General features: G+C 68.4%; 14 protein-coding genes and 1 pseudogene. 4 read left to right on the top strand and 11 right to left on the bottom strand.

What is annotated here, in order from left to right; genetic code table 11:
- Positions 1-57 precede the first annotated feature (57 nt).
- The 10 genes and pseudogenes from P1L40_RS09855 to P1L40_RS09810 form a co-directional block, all read right to left on the bottom strand.
- Complete coding sequence (locus P1L40_RS09855; RefSeq protein ID WP_284006685.1) at positions 58-1,041, bottom strand: NAD-dependent epimerase/dehydratase family protein; 984 nt, start codon at positions 1,039-1,041, stop codon at positions 58-60.
- Positions 1,042-1,240: 199 nt separating this feature from the next.
- Positions 1,241-2,125, bottom strand: coding sequence for an ornithine carbamoyltransferase (argF, locus tag P1L40_RS09850; RefSeq protein ID WP_284006684.1), 885 nt, complete (start codon positions 2,123-2,125; stop codon positions 1,241-1,243).
- Positions 2,126-2,127: 2 nt separating this feature from the next.
- Entirely contained in the window at positions 2,128-3,183 is a 1,056-nt protein-coding gene (locus P1L40_RS09845) for a [LysW]-lysine hydrolase (protein ID WP_284006682.1), read from the bottom strand.
- A complete protein-coding gene (locus P1L40_RS09840; protein ID WP_284006681.1) occupies positions 3,180-4,307 on the bottom strand; it encodes an aspartate aminotransferase family protein in 1,128 nt (375 codons plus the stop codon). Before P1L40_RS09840 ends, P1L40_RS09845 begins: the two co-directional genes overlap by 4 nt.
- Positions 4,304-5,146 carry an acetylglutamate/acetylaminoadipate kinase gene (locus tag P1L40_RS09835; protein ID WP_284006680.1) on the bottom strand — a complete coding sequence of 281 codons (843 nt, stop codon included), beginning with the start codon at positions 5,144-5,146 and terminating at the stop codon, positions 4,304-4,306. The genes P1L40_RS09840 and P1L40_RS09835 overlap by 4 nt, the downstream gene beginning before the upstream one ends.
- A 15-nt stretch (positions 5,147-5,161) precedes the next feature.
- A complete protein-coding gene (gene argC, locus P1L40_RS09830) occupies positions 5,162-6,199 on the bottom strand; it encodes an N-acetyl-gamma-glutamyl-phosphate reductase (RefSeq protein WP_284006679.1) in 1,038 nt (345 codons plus the stop codon).
- On the bottom strand, positions 6,196-7,116 hold the full coding sequence (locus P1L40_RS09825) for a RimK family alpha-L-glutamate ligase (RefSeq protein WP_284006678.1): 921 nt from the start codon (positions 7,114-7,116) through the stop codon (positions 6,196-6,198). Before P1L40_RS09825 ends, argC begins: the two co-directional genes overlap by 4 nt.
- A 76-nt stretch (positions 7,117-7,192) precedes the next feature.
- Positions 7,193-7,357, bottom strand: coding sequence for a lysine biosynthesis protein LysW (gene lysW, locus P1L40_RS09820; RefSeq protein ID WP_284006676.1), 165 nt, complete (start codon positions 7,355-7,357; stop codon positions 7,193-7,195).
- 161 nt (positions 7,358-7,518) lie between these two features.
- Positions 7,519-9,040 (bottom strand): annotated as a pseudogene (gene argH, locus P1L40_RS09815) (argininosuccinate lyase).
- Positions 9,041-9,043: 3 nt separating this feature from the next.
- A complete protein-coding gene (locus P1L40_RS09810) occupies positions 9,044-10,327 on the bottom strand; it encodes an argininosuccinate synthase (RefSeq protein WP_284006674.1) in 1,284 nt (427 codons plus the stop codon).
- 326 nt (positions 10,328-10,653) lie between these two features.
- Between P1L40_RS09810 and P1L40_RS09805 the strand changes: the two genes are divergently transcribed.
- The 4 genes from P1L40_RS09805 (at position 10,654) to P1L40_RS09790 (ending at position 15,557) form a co-directional block, all read left to right on the top strand.
- Positions 10,654-10,839 (top strand): DUF7554 family protein, encoded by a 186-nt coding sequence (locus tag P1L40_RS09805; RefSeq protein WP_284006673.1) that lies wholly within the window; start codon positions 10,654-10,656, stop codon positions 10,837-10,839.
- A 64-nt stretch (positions 10,840-10,903) separates the two neighbouring features.
- A complete protein-coding gene (locus P1L40_RS09800) occupies positions 10,904-11,413 on the top strand; it encodes a 2'-5' RNA ligase family protein (RefSeq protein WP_284006672.1) in 510 nt (169 codons plus the stop codon).
- Between the two features lie 87 nt (positions 11,414-11,500).
- Positions 11,501-11,923 (top strand): PPC domain-containing DNA-binding protein, encoded by a 423-nt coding sequence (locus P1L40_RS09795; protein ID WP_284006670.1) that lies wholly within the window; start codon positions 11,501-11,503, stop codon positions 11,921-11,923.
- Between the two features lies 1 nt (position 11,924).
- Positions 11,925-15,557, top strand: a complete 3,633-nt coding sequence (locus P1L40_RS09790) for a DNA polymerase II large subunit (protein WP_284006668.1) — start codon at positions 11,925-11,927, stop codon at positions 15,555-15,557.
- A gap of 27 nt (positions 15,558-15,584) precedes the next feature.
- Here the strand turns inward: P1L40_RS09790 and P1L40_RS09785 are convergent, their stop codons facing one another.
- Positions 15,585-15,905 (bottom strand): DUF4234 domain-containing protein, encoded by a 321-nt coding sequence (locus tag P1L40_RS09785; protein WP_284006667.1) that lies wholly within the window; start codon positions 15,903-15,905, stop codon positions 15,585-15,587.
- Positions 15,906-16,035: the final 130 nt, after the last annotated feature.

The raw sequence follows: 16,035 nt of genomic DNA, 5'->3' as shown, positions 1-16,035 counted from the left end.
ACTCTCCGGTGAGAACAACCCACAAACGTATCGAAAAGGGTGGTGTTTCGGGTGGAACTACGCCCCGTCGGCAAGCCGTGCCAGTTCGTGCTCGACGGTCGCCGCGACCCCGGTCCGGAGGGGCCGGTGGTCCAGTCCGAGTTCCGCGGTCGCCTTGCTGTTGTCACCGAGATACGTGACGCCGCCGAGGACGCGCAGGCTCTCGGCACGGTACTCTTTTGGCAGCGTCACGACACGTTCCAGCAGGCCGGCGACCGGTGCGAGCGCGCGGAACAGCGCCGGTGAGACGGCCCGCGGCGGGTCCCGGCCGCTCACGTCGGCCACGATGTCGAACAGGTCGACCAGCGTCGCCGGCTCGCCACAGACGTTGTACGACTCGCCGGGCGTCCCCGCCTCCATCGCCAGGACGTGCGCCCGGGCGATGTCCTCAACGTGGCCCGGCGAGTACGCTACCCCGCGGGGGATTACCGGGAGCGCACCGCGGAGATAGTCACGAAGGGCGTCGCCGAAGACGCTGGTGTCGCCGGGGCCGTAGACGAGTCCGGGCATGACCGTCACCAGGGGGAGACCGTCTTCGACCATCGGCTCGGCGACCTCGTAGTGGGCCTCCCACTTCGTCCGGTCGTAGGCGGTCAGGTGCCGGCCCGCGAAGCGGTAGCTCTCGTCGACGACCTGTCCGCCGGTGTCGGAGTTGACCGCGAGCGTGCTCGTGTAGACGCCCTTCGGAACGTCCAGGTCGGCCATCAGTTCCAGGACGTTGCGGGTCCCCTCGACGTTGATGCGGTCGCCAAGGGTCGGGTCGTCGGCCCCGATGTCGTACCAGCCGGCGACGTGGAAGACGCCGTCGACGCCGGCCATCGGCTCCCGCATCGTCTCCGGGTCGAGGATGTCGCCCTCGACGACCTCGGCGCCGGCGGCGTCGAGGGCTGTTGCCTTCGAGGGCTGGCGCGCGAGCGCGACCACCTCGTGCCCGGCGTCGAGCAGGTGTGTCGCGACGTGGCCGCCGACGAATCCCGTTCCCCCGGTGAGGAAGTATCGCATAGTAGCGTGAGGCGTCCGAGCGGCATAAACCCGCGATCGCGGCGCGGGGGTCGTCGCCACGACGCGGTGAGCGGGTGGCGGCAGCTCTCGCTCGCGCAAAAACGTGGGGAAAAGCCGCGCTTCCCTTCGGTCAGCCCGGGATGGCTGCCCGCGGCAGTCGCCGCTCGCTATCGAGACCTTCGCTTCGCTCGGGCTCTCGCTACTGTTCGGCCAGCCACACCAGCAGCCCGTTCTGCGCGTGGAGCCGGTTCTCGGCCTGGTCCCACACGATGGCGTTGTCCGACTCGACGACCTCGTCGGTGACCTCCTCGCCGCGGTGGGCGGGCAGGCAGTGCATGAGCGGGCGGTCGCCGAGCAGGTCCGTCGTGACCTGGAACCCGTCGAAGTCGGCGAGTTTCTCCTCGCGGCGGTCCTCCTGGCCCATGCTGACGAAGACATCGGTGTAGACGAGGTCGGCGTCGGCGACGGCCGCCTGCGGATCGTGGGTCGTCTCGGGCGCGTTGTCGAAGCCGGCTGCCCGTTCCAGCACGTCGTCGTCGACCTCGTAGCCCTCGGGCGTGGCGACGGTGAGGTCGATCCCCGCCATCGCCGCGCCCAGGACGAACGACTGGCAGACGTTGTTGCCGTCGCCGACCCAGGCGACCGACACGTCGAAGTCACCGAACTGCTCGCGGATCGTCAGCAGGTCCGCCAGCGTCTGGCAGGGGTGGGCGTCGTCGGTCAGGGCGTTGATCACCGGCACGTCGGCGTACTCGGCCAGTTCCACCACGTCCGCGTGGTCGAAGACGCGGGCCATCACGAAGTCGACGTACCGGGAGAGCGCACGAGAGGTGTCCTTGACCGGTTCGCCGTGGCCCAGGTGGATGTCGTCGGGGCCGAGGAAGACGGCGTGGCCGCCCAGTTGTGTCATCCCGGTCTCGAAGGAGACCCGTGTCCGGGTCGACGGCTTCTCGAAGATCATCCCCAGCGTCTGCTGGTGGAGGGGGTCGTCGGCCCCGTCGCCTTTGATCTCGGCGGCGCGGTCGAGCACCGCAGTCAGTTCCTCGGTCGTCAGGTCGTCGACATCGAGCAGGTGCGTGGGCATGGTTACAGCAGGCGTTCGGTCACGTCTTCGAGGACGGCGACCGAGCGGTCGTACTCCGTGAGGTGGAGGTGTTCGTTCGGTGCGTGATCCAGGTCCGAGTCGCCCGGGCCGTAGGTGACCATCGGGCAGTCCCAGGCCTGAGCGTAGATGTTCATGTCGCTGGTGCCGGTCTTGCGCAGGAGGTGGGGTTCGCCGCCGTGGCTCCGGATCGCGGCCCGGAACGCGCGAGCGACGCTGGTCCGGGGACTCTCCATCACCGGCTCGACCCAGTCGTCCCAGTTGACGGTGCCGTTCTGGAGATAGCCGTCGGCGATCTCGCGGATCTCGTCGGTCGCGTATTCGGGCGGGACGCGCAACTGGACCTGCATCGTCGCCTCGACCGAGAGGCCGTCGTCGGAGATCCCCCCGTCGAAGTCGACGGGTTTGCAGGTGACCCGCTCGAAGACGGGGTGCCACTCGTCTTTGGCGAACTCGTCCTCGACCGCGGCCCACCAGTCCATCGCGTCCTGGATGGCGTTGTTCTCGGGCCGCGAGGAGTGGCCCGATTCGCTGGTGGCGACGTAGGCACCACCGAGCAGCCCCCGGTAGCCCAGCGTGATCCCCTCCCAGCCGGAGGGCTCGCCGTTGATGACGGCGTCCGGCGCGGACTCGCGGTCCTCGACGAGGTGGCGGCCGCCGGTGGAGTCGACTTCCTCCATGACGACGCCGACGAAGGAGGCCCCAGTGCGGACCGCGGTGACGGCCATCGCACAGAGCGGCCCCTTCGCGTCGACGCTGCCTCGGCCCCACAGTACGTCGCCCTCGCTCGACTCCTCGACCCGGACCGGGATGTCGCCGGGCACGGTGTCGATGTGGGAGGTCAGCAGGACGCCGTCGTCGGCCGGCGCGCGGACGTTGCCGACCTCGTCGATCCAGACCTCGCGGTCGTGGGCCTCGAAGAACTCGACCAGGCGCTGGGCGGCCTCGCGCTCGTTCCGTGAGACGGAGGGGGTGCGGACGACCGCCTCCAGCAACTCGCGGGCCTCGGTGTCGACCTCGCGGGCGGCGGCTTCGCTCATCCGACCACCTCCGCCATCGCCTCGACGACGGCGTCGGCGTGGGCCTCGTCGATGGTCAGCGGCGGGAGCAGGCGCACGACGGTTCGACCGGCCGGCAGCGCGAGCACCTGGTGGTGCAGTGCCAGTTGCTTCAGGGCCTTGTTGGCCCCACGGCCGACCTCGACGCCGATCATCAGCCCCTCGCCGCGGATGTCACGCACCTCGTCGCCGATGGCCGCTTCCAGTTCGGTCTGGAGGTACTCGCCCATCACGGCGGCGTTGCCCGGCACCGAGTCCTCGACGATGGTCGAGACGGTCGCCCCGGCGGCCGCGGAGATGACCGGGCCGCCCGAGAACGTCGAGGCGTGGGAGCCGTAGTCCTGGGCGATCCAGTCCCGACACAGCGTCGCGCCGACCGGGAAGCCGTTGCCAAGTCCCTTCGCCGAGGTGATCATGTCGGGCGTGACGGCGGCCCGCTGGGAGTTCCACAGCGCGCCGGTCCGCCCCATCCCGGTCTGGACCTCGTCGAAGATCAGCGCCGCGCCCGCCTCCTCGGTGATCTCGCGGGCCGCTTCCAGATACTCGGTCGAGGCGGGGTTGATGCCGCCCTCGCCCTGGACGGGTTCGACGATGAAGGCCGCCGTCTCCTCGTCGACGGCCTCGTCGAGTGCTTCCGCGTCGTCGTAGGGGACGAACTCCACGTCACCCATCAGGGGCTCGTACGGTTTCTTGTACTTGTCCTTCCAGGTCGTCGCCAGCGATCCCATCGTCCGGCCGTGAAAGCCCTGCATGGTGGCGACGACCTTCGACTCGCCGGTGGCCGACCGGGCGAACTTCAGCGCGGCCTCGTTGGCCTCGGTCCCGGAGTTACAGAGCCAGGTCTTGTCGATGGGGTCGGGTGCCGTGTCGGCGAGCAGTTCGTACAGCGCCGTCCGCTGGGCGTTGGGGTACGACGCCTGGACGTAGGTCAGCTTCTCGAACTGCTCGGTGACGGCGTCCTGGACCGCCTCGTGGCCGTGTCCCAGCGGGACACAGGCGTACGAGGCCCCCATGTCGAGATACTCTGTGCCGTCGTCGTCGTAGACGTACGCGCCGTCGCCGCGTTCGATCTGGATCGGTTTCTCGTTGAAGACGAATCCGCTCATGTGTGTTCCTCCGTCGTGAGTGCGCTCGCGTGGAGATGCGTTCCGCTACCTTCGAGGGCAGAGGTGATCGGGTCGTCGGCGTTGGCGTCCGCGACCACGACTTCGGGTGCGCCGCCGTCGAGCGCCTCCTCGGCGGCCATGACCTTCCGGCCCATGAACCCTTCTGCGGCCTCTTCCAGAGCCGTCCAGTCCTCGCCTGTCTCGACGGACTCGATCAGCGTCGCGGGATCGTCGGGGTCCTCGTAGACGCCCTCGACATCCGTGAGCAGGACCAGGGTCGCCTCGAGTTCGGCGGCGATCGCGGCCGCCGAGCGGTCGGCGTCGGTGTTGACCGGGATGATTTCGCCATCATCGTCGCCTGCCATCGGCGGCGCGGCGACCGGCGTGTAACCGTCCGAAAGCAGCGATTCGAGCAGGTCGCCGTTGACTTGTTTGATCGTCCCGGAGTGGTCGCCCCGTCTGATCTTCTTCTTCCCGTCCTCGACGACCCGGACCGCGGACTTGCGGGGGCCATAGAGGAGTTTCCCGTCGACGCCGTTCAGCCCGACCGCGTCGACGCCCTCGCTCTGGAGGCCGGCGACGAGTTGGGTGTTGAGGTGGCCGAAGGCCATCTCGAAGACCTCCATCGTGGCCTCGTCGGTGAATCGCCCGACGACGCCGCCGGGCGTCTCGACGTACTCGGGGTCGATCCCGAGTCGGTCGAGCGTCTCGTCGACTTTCGTGGAGCCGCCGTGGACGACGACGACCTGCTCTCCGTTCGAAACAAGTGTGGCGACATCGGCGAGCGCGCCGGCGGGATCGACCGCCCGAGCGCCGCCGACTTTGATAACTACTGTCATGAAAAAGCCTCCGTGTTATGGTGCGCCGACGGGGTGGAGCCCCTGGAACTCCAGGCCCGCCGTCTCCTCGATACCCAGCGCGACGTTGGCCGCGTGGACGGCCTGGCCGGCCGACCCCTTCATCATGTTGTCGATGGCCGAGAAGACGACCAGACGCTTGTTGCCGGGGTCGAGTTCGAAGCCGACCTCCGCTTTGTTCGTCCCCGCGACGGCCTTCGGTTCGGGGTAGCGGTAGACGCCGCCACCGCCGGCGACGAGTTCGACGAACGGTTCGTCCTCGTAGCTGCCACGGTAGGCGCTCCAGAGATCGCCCTTCGAGACCGGGCCGTCGGGGAAGACGTGGCAGGTCGCGCTCGCGCCGCGGGTCATCTCCACCGCGTGGACGGTAAAGGAGACATCGACGCCGAGGAACTGCTGGATCTCGGCCTCGTGGCGGTGGCCTGTCGGCGCGTACGGACGGACGACGCCGCTGCGCTCGGGGTGGGACGACGCCTCGCCGCCGCCGGCCCCGCCCTCGCTGGAACCGACCTTCACGTCGACGACGATCTGCTCGTCACCGCCGAGTACGTCGGCCTCGAACAGCGGGAGCAGTCCCAGGATCGTCGCCGTGGCGTTACAGCCCCCGGAGGCGATGAGGTCCGCGCCCGCGAGGTTCTCGCGGTTGAGTTCCGGCAGCGCGTACTCGCTGTCGGCAAGCAGGTCCGGCCGCGTGTGGCCGTCGTACCACTCGTCGTACTGGGCCTCCGTGTCGAGGCGGAAGTCCGCCGAGAGATCGACGACCGTGTCGGCGGCGTCCCGGAACCGGTCGATCTGCTCCATCGAGACGCCGTGTGGCGTCGCGGCGAAGAGCACGTCGACCGACTCTAGGTCCTCCGGCGAGGAGAAACGCAGATCCGTATGCCGGAGGTTCGGATGCTGGTGGCCGATGGTCTTGTTCTCCTTCGAGCGACTGGTCGCCTGGGCCAGTTCGAACTCGGGGTGGCCGTCGAGCAGGCGGAGCAGTTCCCCGCCGGTAAAGCCCGACCCGCCGACGACGCTCGCGGTGTAGCTCATGCCGTCACCTCCGAGGCCTGGGCTTTCGCTTCCAGCCAGTCGACTACCTTCGAAGGCACGTCGACATCGCTGACCTCGTTCAGCGCCTTGAACTCGACGGTGTGGTTGACCTCGTGGACGGTGTAGTCGTCGGGCTCGCGCGCTCGCGGCTCGTCGCCGCTCGCGTCCTGGGTGTCGCTTTGTGACACCCCGACTTCCATCAGGTCGACGCCGAGCAGACCGCCGCCGACCGCGTCGCTGGCCTTCTCGACGAGTTCGAGCGCCCGGTCGTCCAGTTCGAAGGTGTCGGTCTCGGCGCCTTTCGCGGCGTTGGTGAGCCAGTGGTCCGACGAGCGGACCATCGCGGCGACCGGTTCGCCGTCGGTCGCCAGCACCCGGATGTCGCGGCCGGGTTTGTCGACGAACTCCTGGACGTAGAAGATCTTGTGCTCGTAGTGGCCAAGCGTCTCCTTGTGTTCGAGGATCGCCTCGGCGGCCGACCGGGAGTCGATCTTGGCCATCAGGCGGCCCCACGAGCCCACGACGGGCTTGAGGACGCAGGGATAGCCGAAGTCCTCGATCGACTCCAGCGCGGCGTCTTTGGTGAAGGCCACGTCGGTGTCCGGCGTCGGAACGCCCGCCCGTTCGAGCGCGAGGCTGTTTTTCACCTTGTCCGCACAGACTTCCGCGACGCCGGGACCGTTGACGACCGGCACGTCGTAGGCCTCGACGAACTTCGTCGCGTAGACGCTGCGTGAGGTCGCCAGACAGCGATCGACGACGATGTCCACGTCCTCGAACGCCGCGGGCGCCTCCGAGATGTTGAACCGCTGCTTGCGAACGTCGATCTTCTCGATCTCGTGGTCGCGCTCGCGCAGTTCCGACAGCAGGAGCTTCTCGTCCCGGCGGATACGCGAGTAGAGGAGTCCGACCTTCATCATGTGTCCTCGCTGTGTTCGCGGGCGGCGTCGGCCGGCGTCGCGAACGGGACACTGGGCCACGCCGCGGCGGTCATCACTCGCCCCAGTCCTCTTCGAGTTCGGGTGCGCTGTCGAGTTCGACCGGGTCCGTTCCGATCACTTCGAGCTCGGCACCGCAGGTCGCACAGTCGACGATCTCTCCGACTTCGAGGTTCTCGTGCAGGGAGACCTCCGCCCCGCACTCGATGCAGTCTGCCATTGTAGCTCACTCTCGGACAGCGACCCACTTAAGCACTTCGAACTTGTCAGCAGAAAATAGTGATCGTACTACCCGCTAACGGTGTTTCGATCGGTAGTACGCGGCGTGACTGATACTAGTATCAGAATTGTGGTATACTGTCCCCGGACGGGGATCGTCGCTCAGACATAGCGGTCGACCTCCGTCGCCAGGCGATCGGCGGCCTGTTCGAGTCCCCGCCGGCGATCGTCGAGGGCCTCCGTGTCGACGGCCAGGGCCTCCTGGGCGGTCGAGCGCTGGTCGGCGACCGCCGACGGGGCCGGGCCGCCACGGGAGTCCCGCATCGCGACGCTCTCTCGGGTCCAGCGCCGCCTCGACGGCCGCGCGGTCGACGTACTCCGAGAGCGGCGCGTCGAGTACGTCCGCCGCGACGGCCGCGATGGCGTCGTAGTCGGGGGCGTCCTCGTCGGGATCGAGGTCGGCCGCGACCTCGGCGACGACCTCGTGGGCGGTCCGGAACGGCACCCCCGCCATCGCCAGCAGGTCCGCGACGCCGGTCGCCGTCGAGAAGCCGTCGGTCGCGGCGGCTTCGAGCGCGTCGGCGGGCCACTCGGCCGTGGCGACCGCACCGGCGGCAACCTCGACGCTCTCGGTGACGCTGTCGATGGCGTCCCAGGCGTGGCGACCGGCCCGCTGGAGGTCGCGGTTGTACGCACGGGGCTGGCCCTTGAGGTTGGTCAGCAGGCCGTTCAGTCCGGCGACGGCGTCGCCGGTACGCCCGCGGACCAGTTCCAGCGTGTCCGGGTTCTTCTTCTGGGGCATGATCGAACTCGTCGAGGCGTAGTCGTCGTCGAGGTCGACGTGGCCCTTGCTCGCCAGCACGACCACGTCCTCCGCGAGCTGTGAGAGCGTCGTCGCAAGCCCCGCGACCGCGCTCGTCGTCTCGACGAGGAAGTCCCGCGCCGACGCCGCGTCCATCGAGTTCTCGACGCACCCCTCGAACCCGAGCAGGTCCGCCGTCCGGTCGCGGTCGATGTCGAACGGCGTCCCGGCGAAGGCGGCGGCCCCGAGCGGGTTCTCGTTCACGCGTGCGTACGCGTCGAGCAGCCGTCCGGTGTCCCGCTGGAGCGCCTGTTCGTAGGACAGCACCCAGTGGGCGACCGTCGTCGGCTGTGCGGGCTGGAGATGCGTGTAGCCCGGCATCACCGTCTCGTCGTGGTCGCGGGCGACGGCGAGTAGCTGTTCGCGCGCGCCGATCACTGCCGAGAGCAGTTCGAGCAGGTCCTCGCGCAGGCGATAGCGGATGCAGGCGGCCACCTCGTCGTTGCGCGAGCGGGCGGTGTGCATCTTCCCGCCGTCGGCGCCGACCCGGTCGATGACCGCGCTCTCGATGGCCTCGTGAACGTCCTCGCCGTCCGGGAGGGCGGCGTGTCCCGTCGTTTCGATCGCTGCCAGTGCCGCGAGGATGTCGCCGGCCGTCTCCCGGTCGACGATCCCCTGTTCCGCGAGCATCACGACGTGGGCGCGGTCGACCGCCAGGTCCGCCGCGAAGATGCGCTCGTCGTCGGCGAGCGAGGAGAGGAACGACCGGGCGGGGCCGCCGGCGAAGCGGTCACGGCGGACGACGCTCTCGCCGGCCTCGCTTGCGGCGTCGCCGTGCGCGCTCTCCGAGACCTCCCCGTCGTCGTTCTCTCCGTCGCCCATGGCTTACTCCTCCGAGGTGTCGCTGGCTGCGTCACCGTCCGCGTGCGTCGGGTCCTCGCTCCCCCCGTCGGCCACCGTCGCCCCCTTCTTCGCGTCGTCGAGGATCCGGTTGGCGAGACGCGACTGGAACCCGTGGTACTTCGCGACGCCCGTGGCGTCCTGCTGGGTGATGCCGCCGGTGATGTCCTCCTCGTCGAAGGACGCGGCGGACTCGCTGTAGACGGCGTACTCCGATTCGCGGGAGACCGGGCGGCAGTGCCCGCCTTCGAGTTTCACCGTCACGGTGCCGGTGACCCGGGCGTTAGTGTCCTCGACGAACGCCTCCAGCGCACCGGTCAGGGGCGCGTCGACCAGCCCCTCGTAGGCCTTCTGGGACCACTCCTGGTCGACCTGGGCCTTGAACTGGCGTTCCTCCTGGGTGAGGACGAGCCCTTCCAGAGCCTCGTGGGCCGTCAACAACACCGTCGCCGCGGGGTGTTCGTAGTTCTCGCGGACCTTGAGCCCGAGCATGCGGTCCTCCATCATGTCCGTGCGGCCGATGCCGTGGGCGCCGGCCTGTGCGTTGAGCTGTTCGATCAGTTCGACCGAGCCCAGGTCCTCGCCGTCGACGGCGACCGGGACCCCCTCTTCGAAGGTGACCTCGACGAGTTCCGACTCCTTCCCCGAGGGGTTCTCGGTCCACTTGTAGATGTCGTCGGCCGGGATCGTCGACGGGTCTTCCAGTTCCGACCCCTCGATCGAACGGCTCCAGAGGTTCGTGTCGATGGAGTAGCGGCCGCCGTCGCCGCCCTCGACGGGCAGCCCCTTCTCCTGGGCGTACTCGTTTTCCCACTCGCGGGTCAGACCGAGTTCGCGGACCGGCGCGATGACCTCCAGGTCCGAGTCGCGCCAGATGGCCTCGAAGCGCAGTTGGTCGTTGCCCTTGCCGGTACAGCCGTGAGCGATACCGTCACAGCCCTCCTCCTCGGCGACCGAGAGGATGGCCTTCGCGATGACCGGGCGGGCCAGCGCCGTCCCGAGCGGGTACCCCTGGTAGTCGGCGTTTGCCTTCACGGCCTGGAAACAGAGGTCGGCGAACTCCGCTTTCGCGTCGACGACGTACTGCTCGACGCCCAGTGCCTCGGCGGTCTCTTCGGCCTCCTCGAACTCGTAGTCGGGCTGGCCCACGTCGACGGTGACGCCGATGACCTCGTCGTAGCCGTACTCCTCTTTCAGCAGCGATACACAGACTGTCGTGTCGAGCCCACCGGAGAAGGCGAGCGCGACGGTTCCGTTTCCTTCGGACATTGGTTTGGTGGTGTGACTGTCGATTTCGGGTACCGGCCGGACAGTCGACGGCGGGAGTCAGCGACGAGACGAACCGTGAGAGTGGGAGTAGTAGTGGGCCTAGAGACGGCCCCGTCGTCGTCGGCGTCGCTGCGAGAAGGAGTCGGACCCCTCGCTGACGCCTGCGAGCGTCCCGGCGGGAGCGGTCCGAGTCATGTACGTAACGGTACTGTAAGTCTGGTACTAATAGCTTCCGTGTCCACTCGCCGTGCGTGGCGCGTTGGCACGCCTCGGGCCGGCGCCGCGACGGCCACAAGAGGTTTGTCCCGGCTCCGGAACCACCAGCTATGGACACACTCCCCGACATCGACACGCTGTTGCAGCTCCTGCTCGTCCTCGTGGTCGTCTGGGTCGGGCTGGCGGTCGTCGAAGAGATCCTGGGCCTGCTGGGCTGGCTCCTCGGGCCGCTCCAGCCGTTGATCGGACTCGCCGTCGTCGCCCTGGCGGTGCTGTGGCTCTACAAGCAGCGGTGAGCCGCCGCTGCCCTCTCCGTTCGGGACCGCGCGGTTTTACCGGCTCGGAGCACTCCGGAGCGGTGTGTACAGTCTCAACGTCCCGCTCCCCTCGGCGGTCACCGCGCTGGCGGGCCGACTGGCCCGGGAGTGGCCGACGGCGACGCCCCGAGCCCGCGGCGAGCACACCCTCGTGGCGAAGCGCCTGGGCGAGGGCGACCACGCCGCCTACGCACGCCTGGAGTCGAAGGCGCGCGAGATCCTCCGCGGGCAGCCGACCTTCGAGGCCCGGATCGGCGGCGTCGAGCAGTTCGAGACGGCCGCGACCGGTCCCTCGCCCGTGGTGTACCTCGCCGTCGAGAGCCCCGGGCTGGTCGCGCTGCACGAACGGCTCTGCGAGCGGTTCGAACCGGTCGAGGGCGTCGAAGGGCCTGAGTACGTCCCCCACGTCACGGTCGCCCGGGGCGGGGACGCCGCGGCGGCCCAGCGGCTGACCGAGCGGGCGATCGATCCCGTCGAGTGGACCGTCGACAGCCTGAGCTTCTACGACGCCGAGCGGGGCCAGACCGCCAGTACGCTGTCGCTACCGGCCTGACTCGGGCGGGAGACAGCGACGGGGACTCGGCGGTGACCGAACCAGCGGTGACAACGTTTTTGCCGGCGCCTGCCGTCCCGTTCGTGTATGGATTACCGGGAAGTCGACAGCACGTCCGAGTACGTCTGCCGACTGGACCACGGCGCCGACTGGCGCGGCGAGATCGAGGCGTTCGCCGACGAGCAAGGGATCGACGCCGGCTTCTTCTACGGCCTGGGCGCGGTGCAGGACGCCGAACTGTGGTTCTACGATCAGGCGGACCAGGCGTACGACCCCGTCACGTTCGACGAACCGCTGGAAGTCGCCGCCTGCGTGGGCAACGTCTCGCATCTGGACGGGGACCGGTTCGCCCACACCCACGCCGTCCTCTCGCGGCCGGACGGGACGGCGCTTGCGGGCCACCTCGACAGCGCCACCGTCTTCGCCGGGGAACTGTACGTCCGGGCGTTCGACACCCACCTCGAACGCGCCCACGACGAGCCGACCGACCTCGACCTCTGGGAGCTCTGAGATGCGAGAGGCCGACGAACAGTACTTCGAGACCCTGGAGACGGAACTGGACCACGCGATGGCCGTCGCCGAGCGCGCCCGCGAGCGCGGCGGCGACCCCAAACCCGAGGTGGAGATCCCGACCGCCCGGGACATGGCCGACCGCGTCGAGAACATCCTCGGCATCGAGGGCGTCGCCGAGCGGGTGCGCGAACTCGAAGGCGAGATGAGCAGGGAGGAAGCGGCGCTCGAACTCGTCGACGACTTCGTCGAGGGGACCGTCGGCGACTACGACACCCGCGAGGGGAAAGTCGAGGGTGCGGTCCGGACGGCGGTCGCGCTGCTGACCGAAGGGGTCGTCGCCGCCCCGATCGAGGGGATCGATCGCGTGGAACTGCTGGAGAACGACGACGGGACGGAGTTCATCAACGTCTACTACGCCGGCCCGATCCGCTCTGCGGGCGGGACCGCACAGGCCCTCTCTGTCCTGGTGGCCGACTACGCCCGGGCGCTGCTCGACATCGACCAGTACAAGGCCCGCGAGGAGGAGATCGGCCGCTACGCCGAGGAGGTCGACCTCTACGACAAGGACACCGGCCTCCAGTACTCGCCCAAGGAGAAGGAGACGAAGTTCATCGCCGAGCACATGCCGATCATGCTCGACGGGGAGGCCACCGGCGACGAGGAGGTGTCGGGCTACCGGGACCTGGAACGGGTCGACTCGAACTCCCCGCGGGGCGGGATGTGTCTGGTGCTGGCGGAGGGGATCGCGCTGAAGGCCCCGAAGATCCAGCGCTACACCCGGAATCTGGACGAGGTCGACTGGCCGTGGCTCCAGGACCTCATCGACGGCACCATCGGCAAGAGCGACGGCGACGAGAGCGACGATGCGGCCGAGGCGACCGACGAGGAGAGTGCGGGCGACGACGGCGACGCGGACGGTGAGGACGAAGCGGACGACGACTTGGCCGGTCCGCCCCGCGTCGACCCGGCGACGAAGTACCTCCGGGACCTCATCGCCGGCCGGCCGGTCTTCTCTCACCCCTCGAAATCCGGCGGCTTTCGCCTGCGCTACGGCCGTGCGCGCAACCACGGGTTCGCCACCGCCGGCGTCCACCCGGCGACGATGCACCTGGTCGACGACTTCCTGGCGACGGGCACACAGATGAAGACCGAGCGGCCGGGGAAAGCCGCCGGGGTCGTCCCCGTCGACACCATCGAGGGGCCGACGGTCCGACTCGCAAACGGCGACGTGCGCCGCATCGACGACGCCGAGGAGGCCCTGGCGGTGCGCAACGGCGTCGAGAAGATCCTCGATCTCGGGGAGTACCTGGTCAACTACGGCGAGTTCGTCGAGAACAACCACCCGCTCGCGCCGGCGTCCTACACCGTCGAGTGGTGGGAGCAGGACCTCGAAGCGGCGGGGGCGGACATCCAGGCGCTGCGGGACGATCCGACGGTCGACCTCGCGGCCCCCAGCGCCGACGAGGCGCTGCGGTGGGCCCGGAAGTACGACGCCCCCCTCCACCCGGCCTACACCTACCTCTGGCACGACGTGAGCGTCAAACACGTCGGCGCGCTGGCCGACGCTATCGACGACGCCGAGGTGGTCCAGACCGACGGGGCCGTCGCGGAGCGTGGCGCCGGAGCCACCGGCGGCGACCTCGTCCTCCCGCGGACCGAGACCGTCCAGCGGGCGCTGGAACACCTCCTCGTCGAGCACACCCAGACCGACGAGTCGCTCATCGTGGACGACTGGCTCCCGCTGGTCCGGACGCTCGGGTTTTCACGGGCGCTCGAACGGGACTGGACGCTGGACGATATCTCCGAACACGCCAGAGAGTACGGCGAACCGGAGTCCGTCGACGCCATCGGCTACGACGAGTCCAAGGACCGCGAGGGCGGACAGAACGCCATCGAGGCCGTCAACGAGGTCGCGCCCTTCACCGTCCGCGAGCGGGCGCCGACCCGGGTGGGCAACCGGATGGGTCGCCCGGAGAAGTCAGAACGCCGGGACCTCTCGCCAGCGGTCCACACCCTCTCACCCATCGGCGAGGCCGGCGGCGCCCAGCGTGACGTGGCCAAGGCGACGAAACACGCCGACTCGATGAGCGACACGCCCGGCCGCGTCGAGGTCGAGGTCGCCCGGCGGCGCTGTCCCGACTGCGTGACCGAGACCCACGAAGCCCGCTGTCCCGACTGCGGGACCCTCGCCGAGACGGTGTACGTCTGTCCCGACTGCGAGGCCGAGGTCGAGCCCGACGAGTCCGGCCGCGCCGAGTGTCGCCGGTGTGAGACGCTCGCGTCGCCGACACAGTACACGGTACTGGATCTCCAAGAGACGTACCGCGATGCCCTCGAATCGGTCGGCGAGCGCGAGACAGCCTTCGAGACGCTGAAAGCCGTCAAGGGGCTCACCTCCGAGGAGAAACTGCCCGAGCCGATGGAGAAGGGAATCCTCCGGGCGAAACACGGCGTCTCGGCGTTCAAGGACGGCACCGTCCGCTACGACATGACCGACCTCCCGGTGACGGCGGTCCGACCGGCCGAACTGGATGTCGGGGCTGACCGGCTGCGGGCGCTTGGCTACGGGACCGACATCCATGGCGACCCGCTGACCCACGACGACCAGCTGGTCGAGCTGAAGGTCCAGGACATCGTCCTCTCGGACGGCGCGGCCGAGCACATGCTCAAGACCGCCCGCTTCGTCGACGACCTCCTCGAACAGTACTACGGGCTCGAACGGTACTACGAGTTCGACGACCGCGAGGACCTCGTGGGCGAACTCGTCTTCGGGATGGCGCCCCACACCAGCGCGGCGACAGTCGGGAGAGTTGTTGGTTTTACGACAGCAGCAGTTGGCTACGCGCACCCGTATTTCCACGCCGCGAAACGGCGAAACTGCGATGGCGATGAAGATTGTGTGATGCTTCTGATGGACGGCCTGTTGAACTTCTCGCGAAAATATTTGCCGAACAAGCGCGGCGGGCGGATGGACGCCCCGCTGGTGATGTCCTCCCGGATCGACCCCAGCGAGATCGACGACGAGGCCCACAACATGGACATCATGGACTCGTATCCCCGCGAGTTCTACGAGGCCACGCGGGAACTGACACCCCCCGAAGAGGTCGAGGAGATCATGACTATCGCCGAGGAGACGTTGGGGACCGACAGCGAGTACACCGGGTTCCGACACACCCACGACACCACGAACATCGCCGCCGGGCCGGACCTCTCGGCGTACAAGACGCTGGGCTCGATGGAGGACAAGATGGACGCACAGCTGGCGATCTCCCGGAAGCTCCGCGCGGTCGTCGAGAGCGACGTGGCCGAGCGGATCATCGAGTACCACTTCCTGCCCGACCTCATCGGGAACCTCCGGGCCTTCTCGCGCCAGGAGACCCGCTGTCTGGACTGCGGGGAGTCGTACCGCCGGGTCCCGCTGACCGGCGACTGCCGGGAGTGTGGCGGGCGCGTGAACCTCACCGTCCACGAGGGGTCGGTCAACAAGTACATCGACACCGCCATCCGGGTCGCCGAGGAGTTCGGCGCCCGCGACTACACGAAACAGCGGCTACGGATCCTCGAACGCTCGATCGAGTCGGTGTTCGAGAACGACCACAACAAACAGTCCGGCATCGCCGACTTCATGTGAGTCCCGCGTCGGACGGTACCCGTCGGTTCAGCCGCCCGACGCTGTCCCGTTGATACCGCTCTGGGTCAGGAACCACCCGGCGGGGCTCACGAACAAGAAGAGCAGAAAGATGACGAGTTGACTCTGGTCGGCTACGGCTTCGGCGCCCTCGGCGAGCATCCACATGCCGTATATCGGGACGATGACGAGTATCGGTGACAGGTCAGCGTCCGTCCCGGAGTCGAGTTGCGAGGCTGCCTTGTACATCCAGAAGATGCCGTACAGCCCGAACGTCACGATGAACAGGGCGACCTGGATACCGAGCGATCCCTCCTCGAACGCCGATGGGTTTGTAATCTGAGCGGACATCCCACTACATCATGTTTTAATATTATATTTAAAGCTATCGAAATATCAGATTGATATTCATTTACGTACCCGACTCGTCCGGGACGGCCCCGAACGGGCCAGTCTCGGACCGGGAGACAGTCGCGTGGGC

Origin of the sequence: Haloarcula pelagica (assembly GCF_030127105.1) — an archaeon.
Taxonomy (GTDB): domain Archaea; phylum Halobacteriota; class Halobacteria; order Halobacteriales; family Haloarculaceae; genus Haloarcula; species Haloarcula pelagica.
The sequence above is the reverse complement of the archived record's forward strand: the minus strand, read 5'-3'. Positions and strand labels throughout refer to the sequence as shown.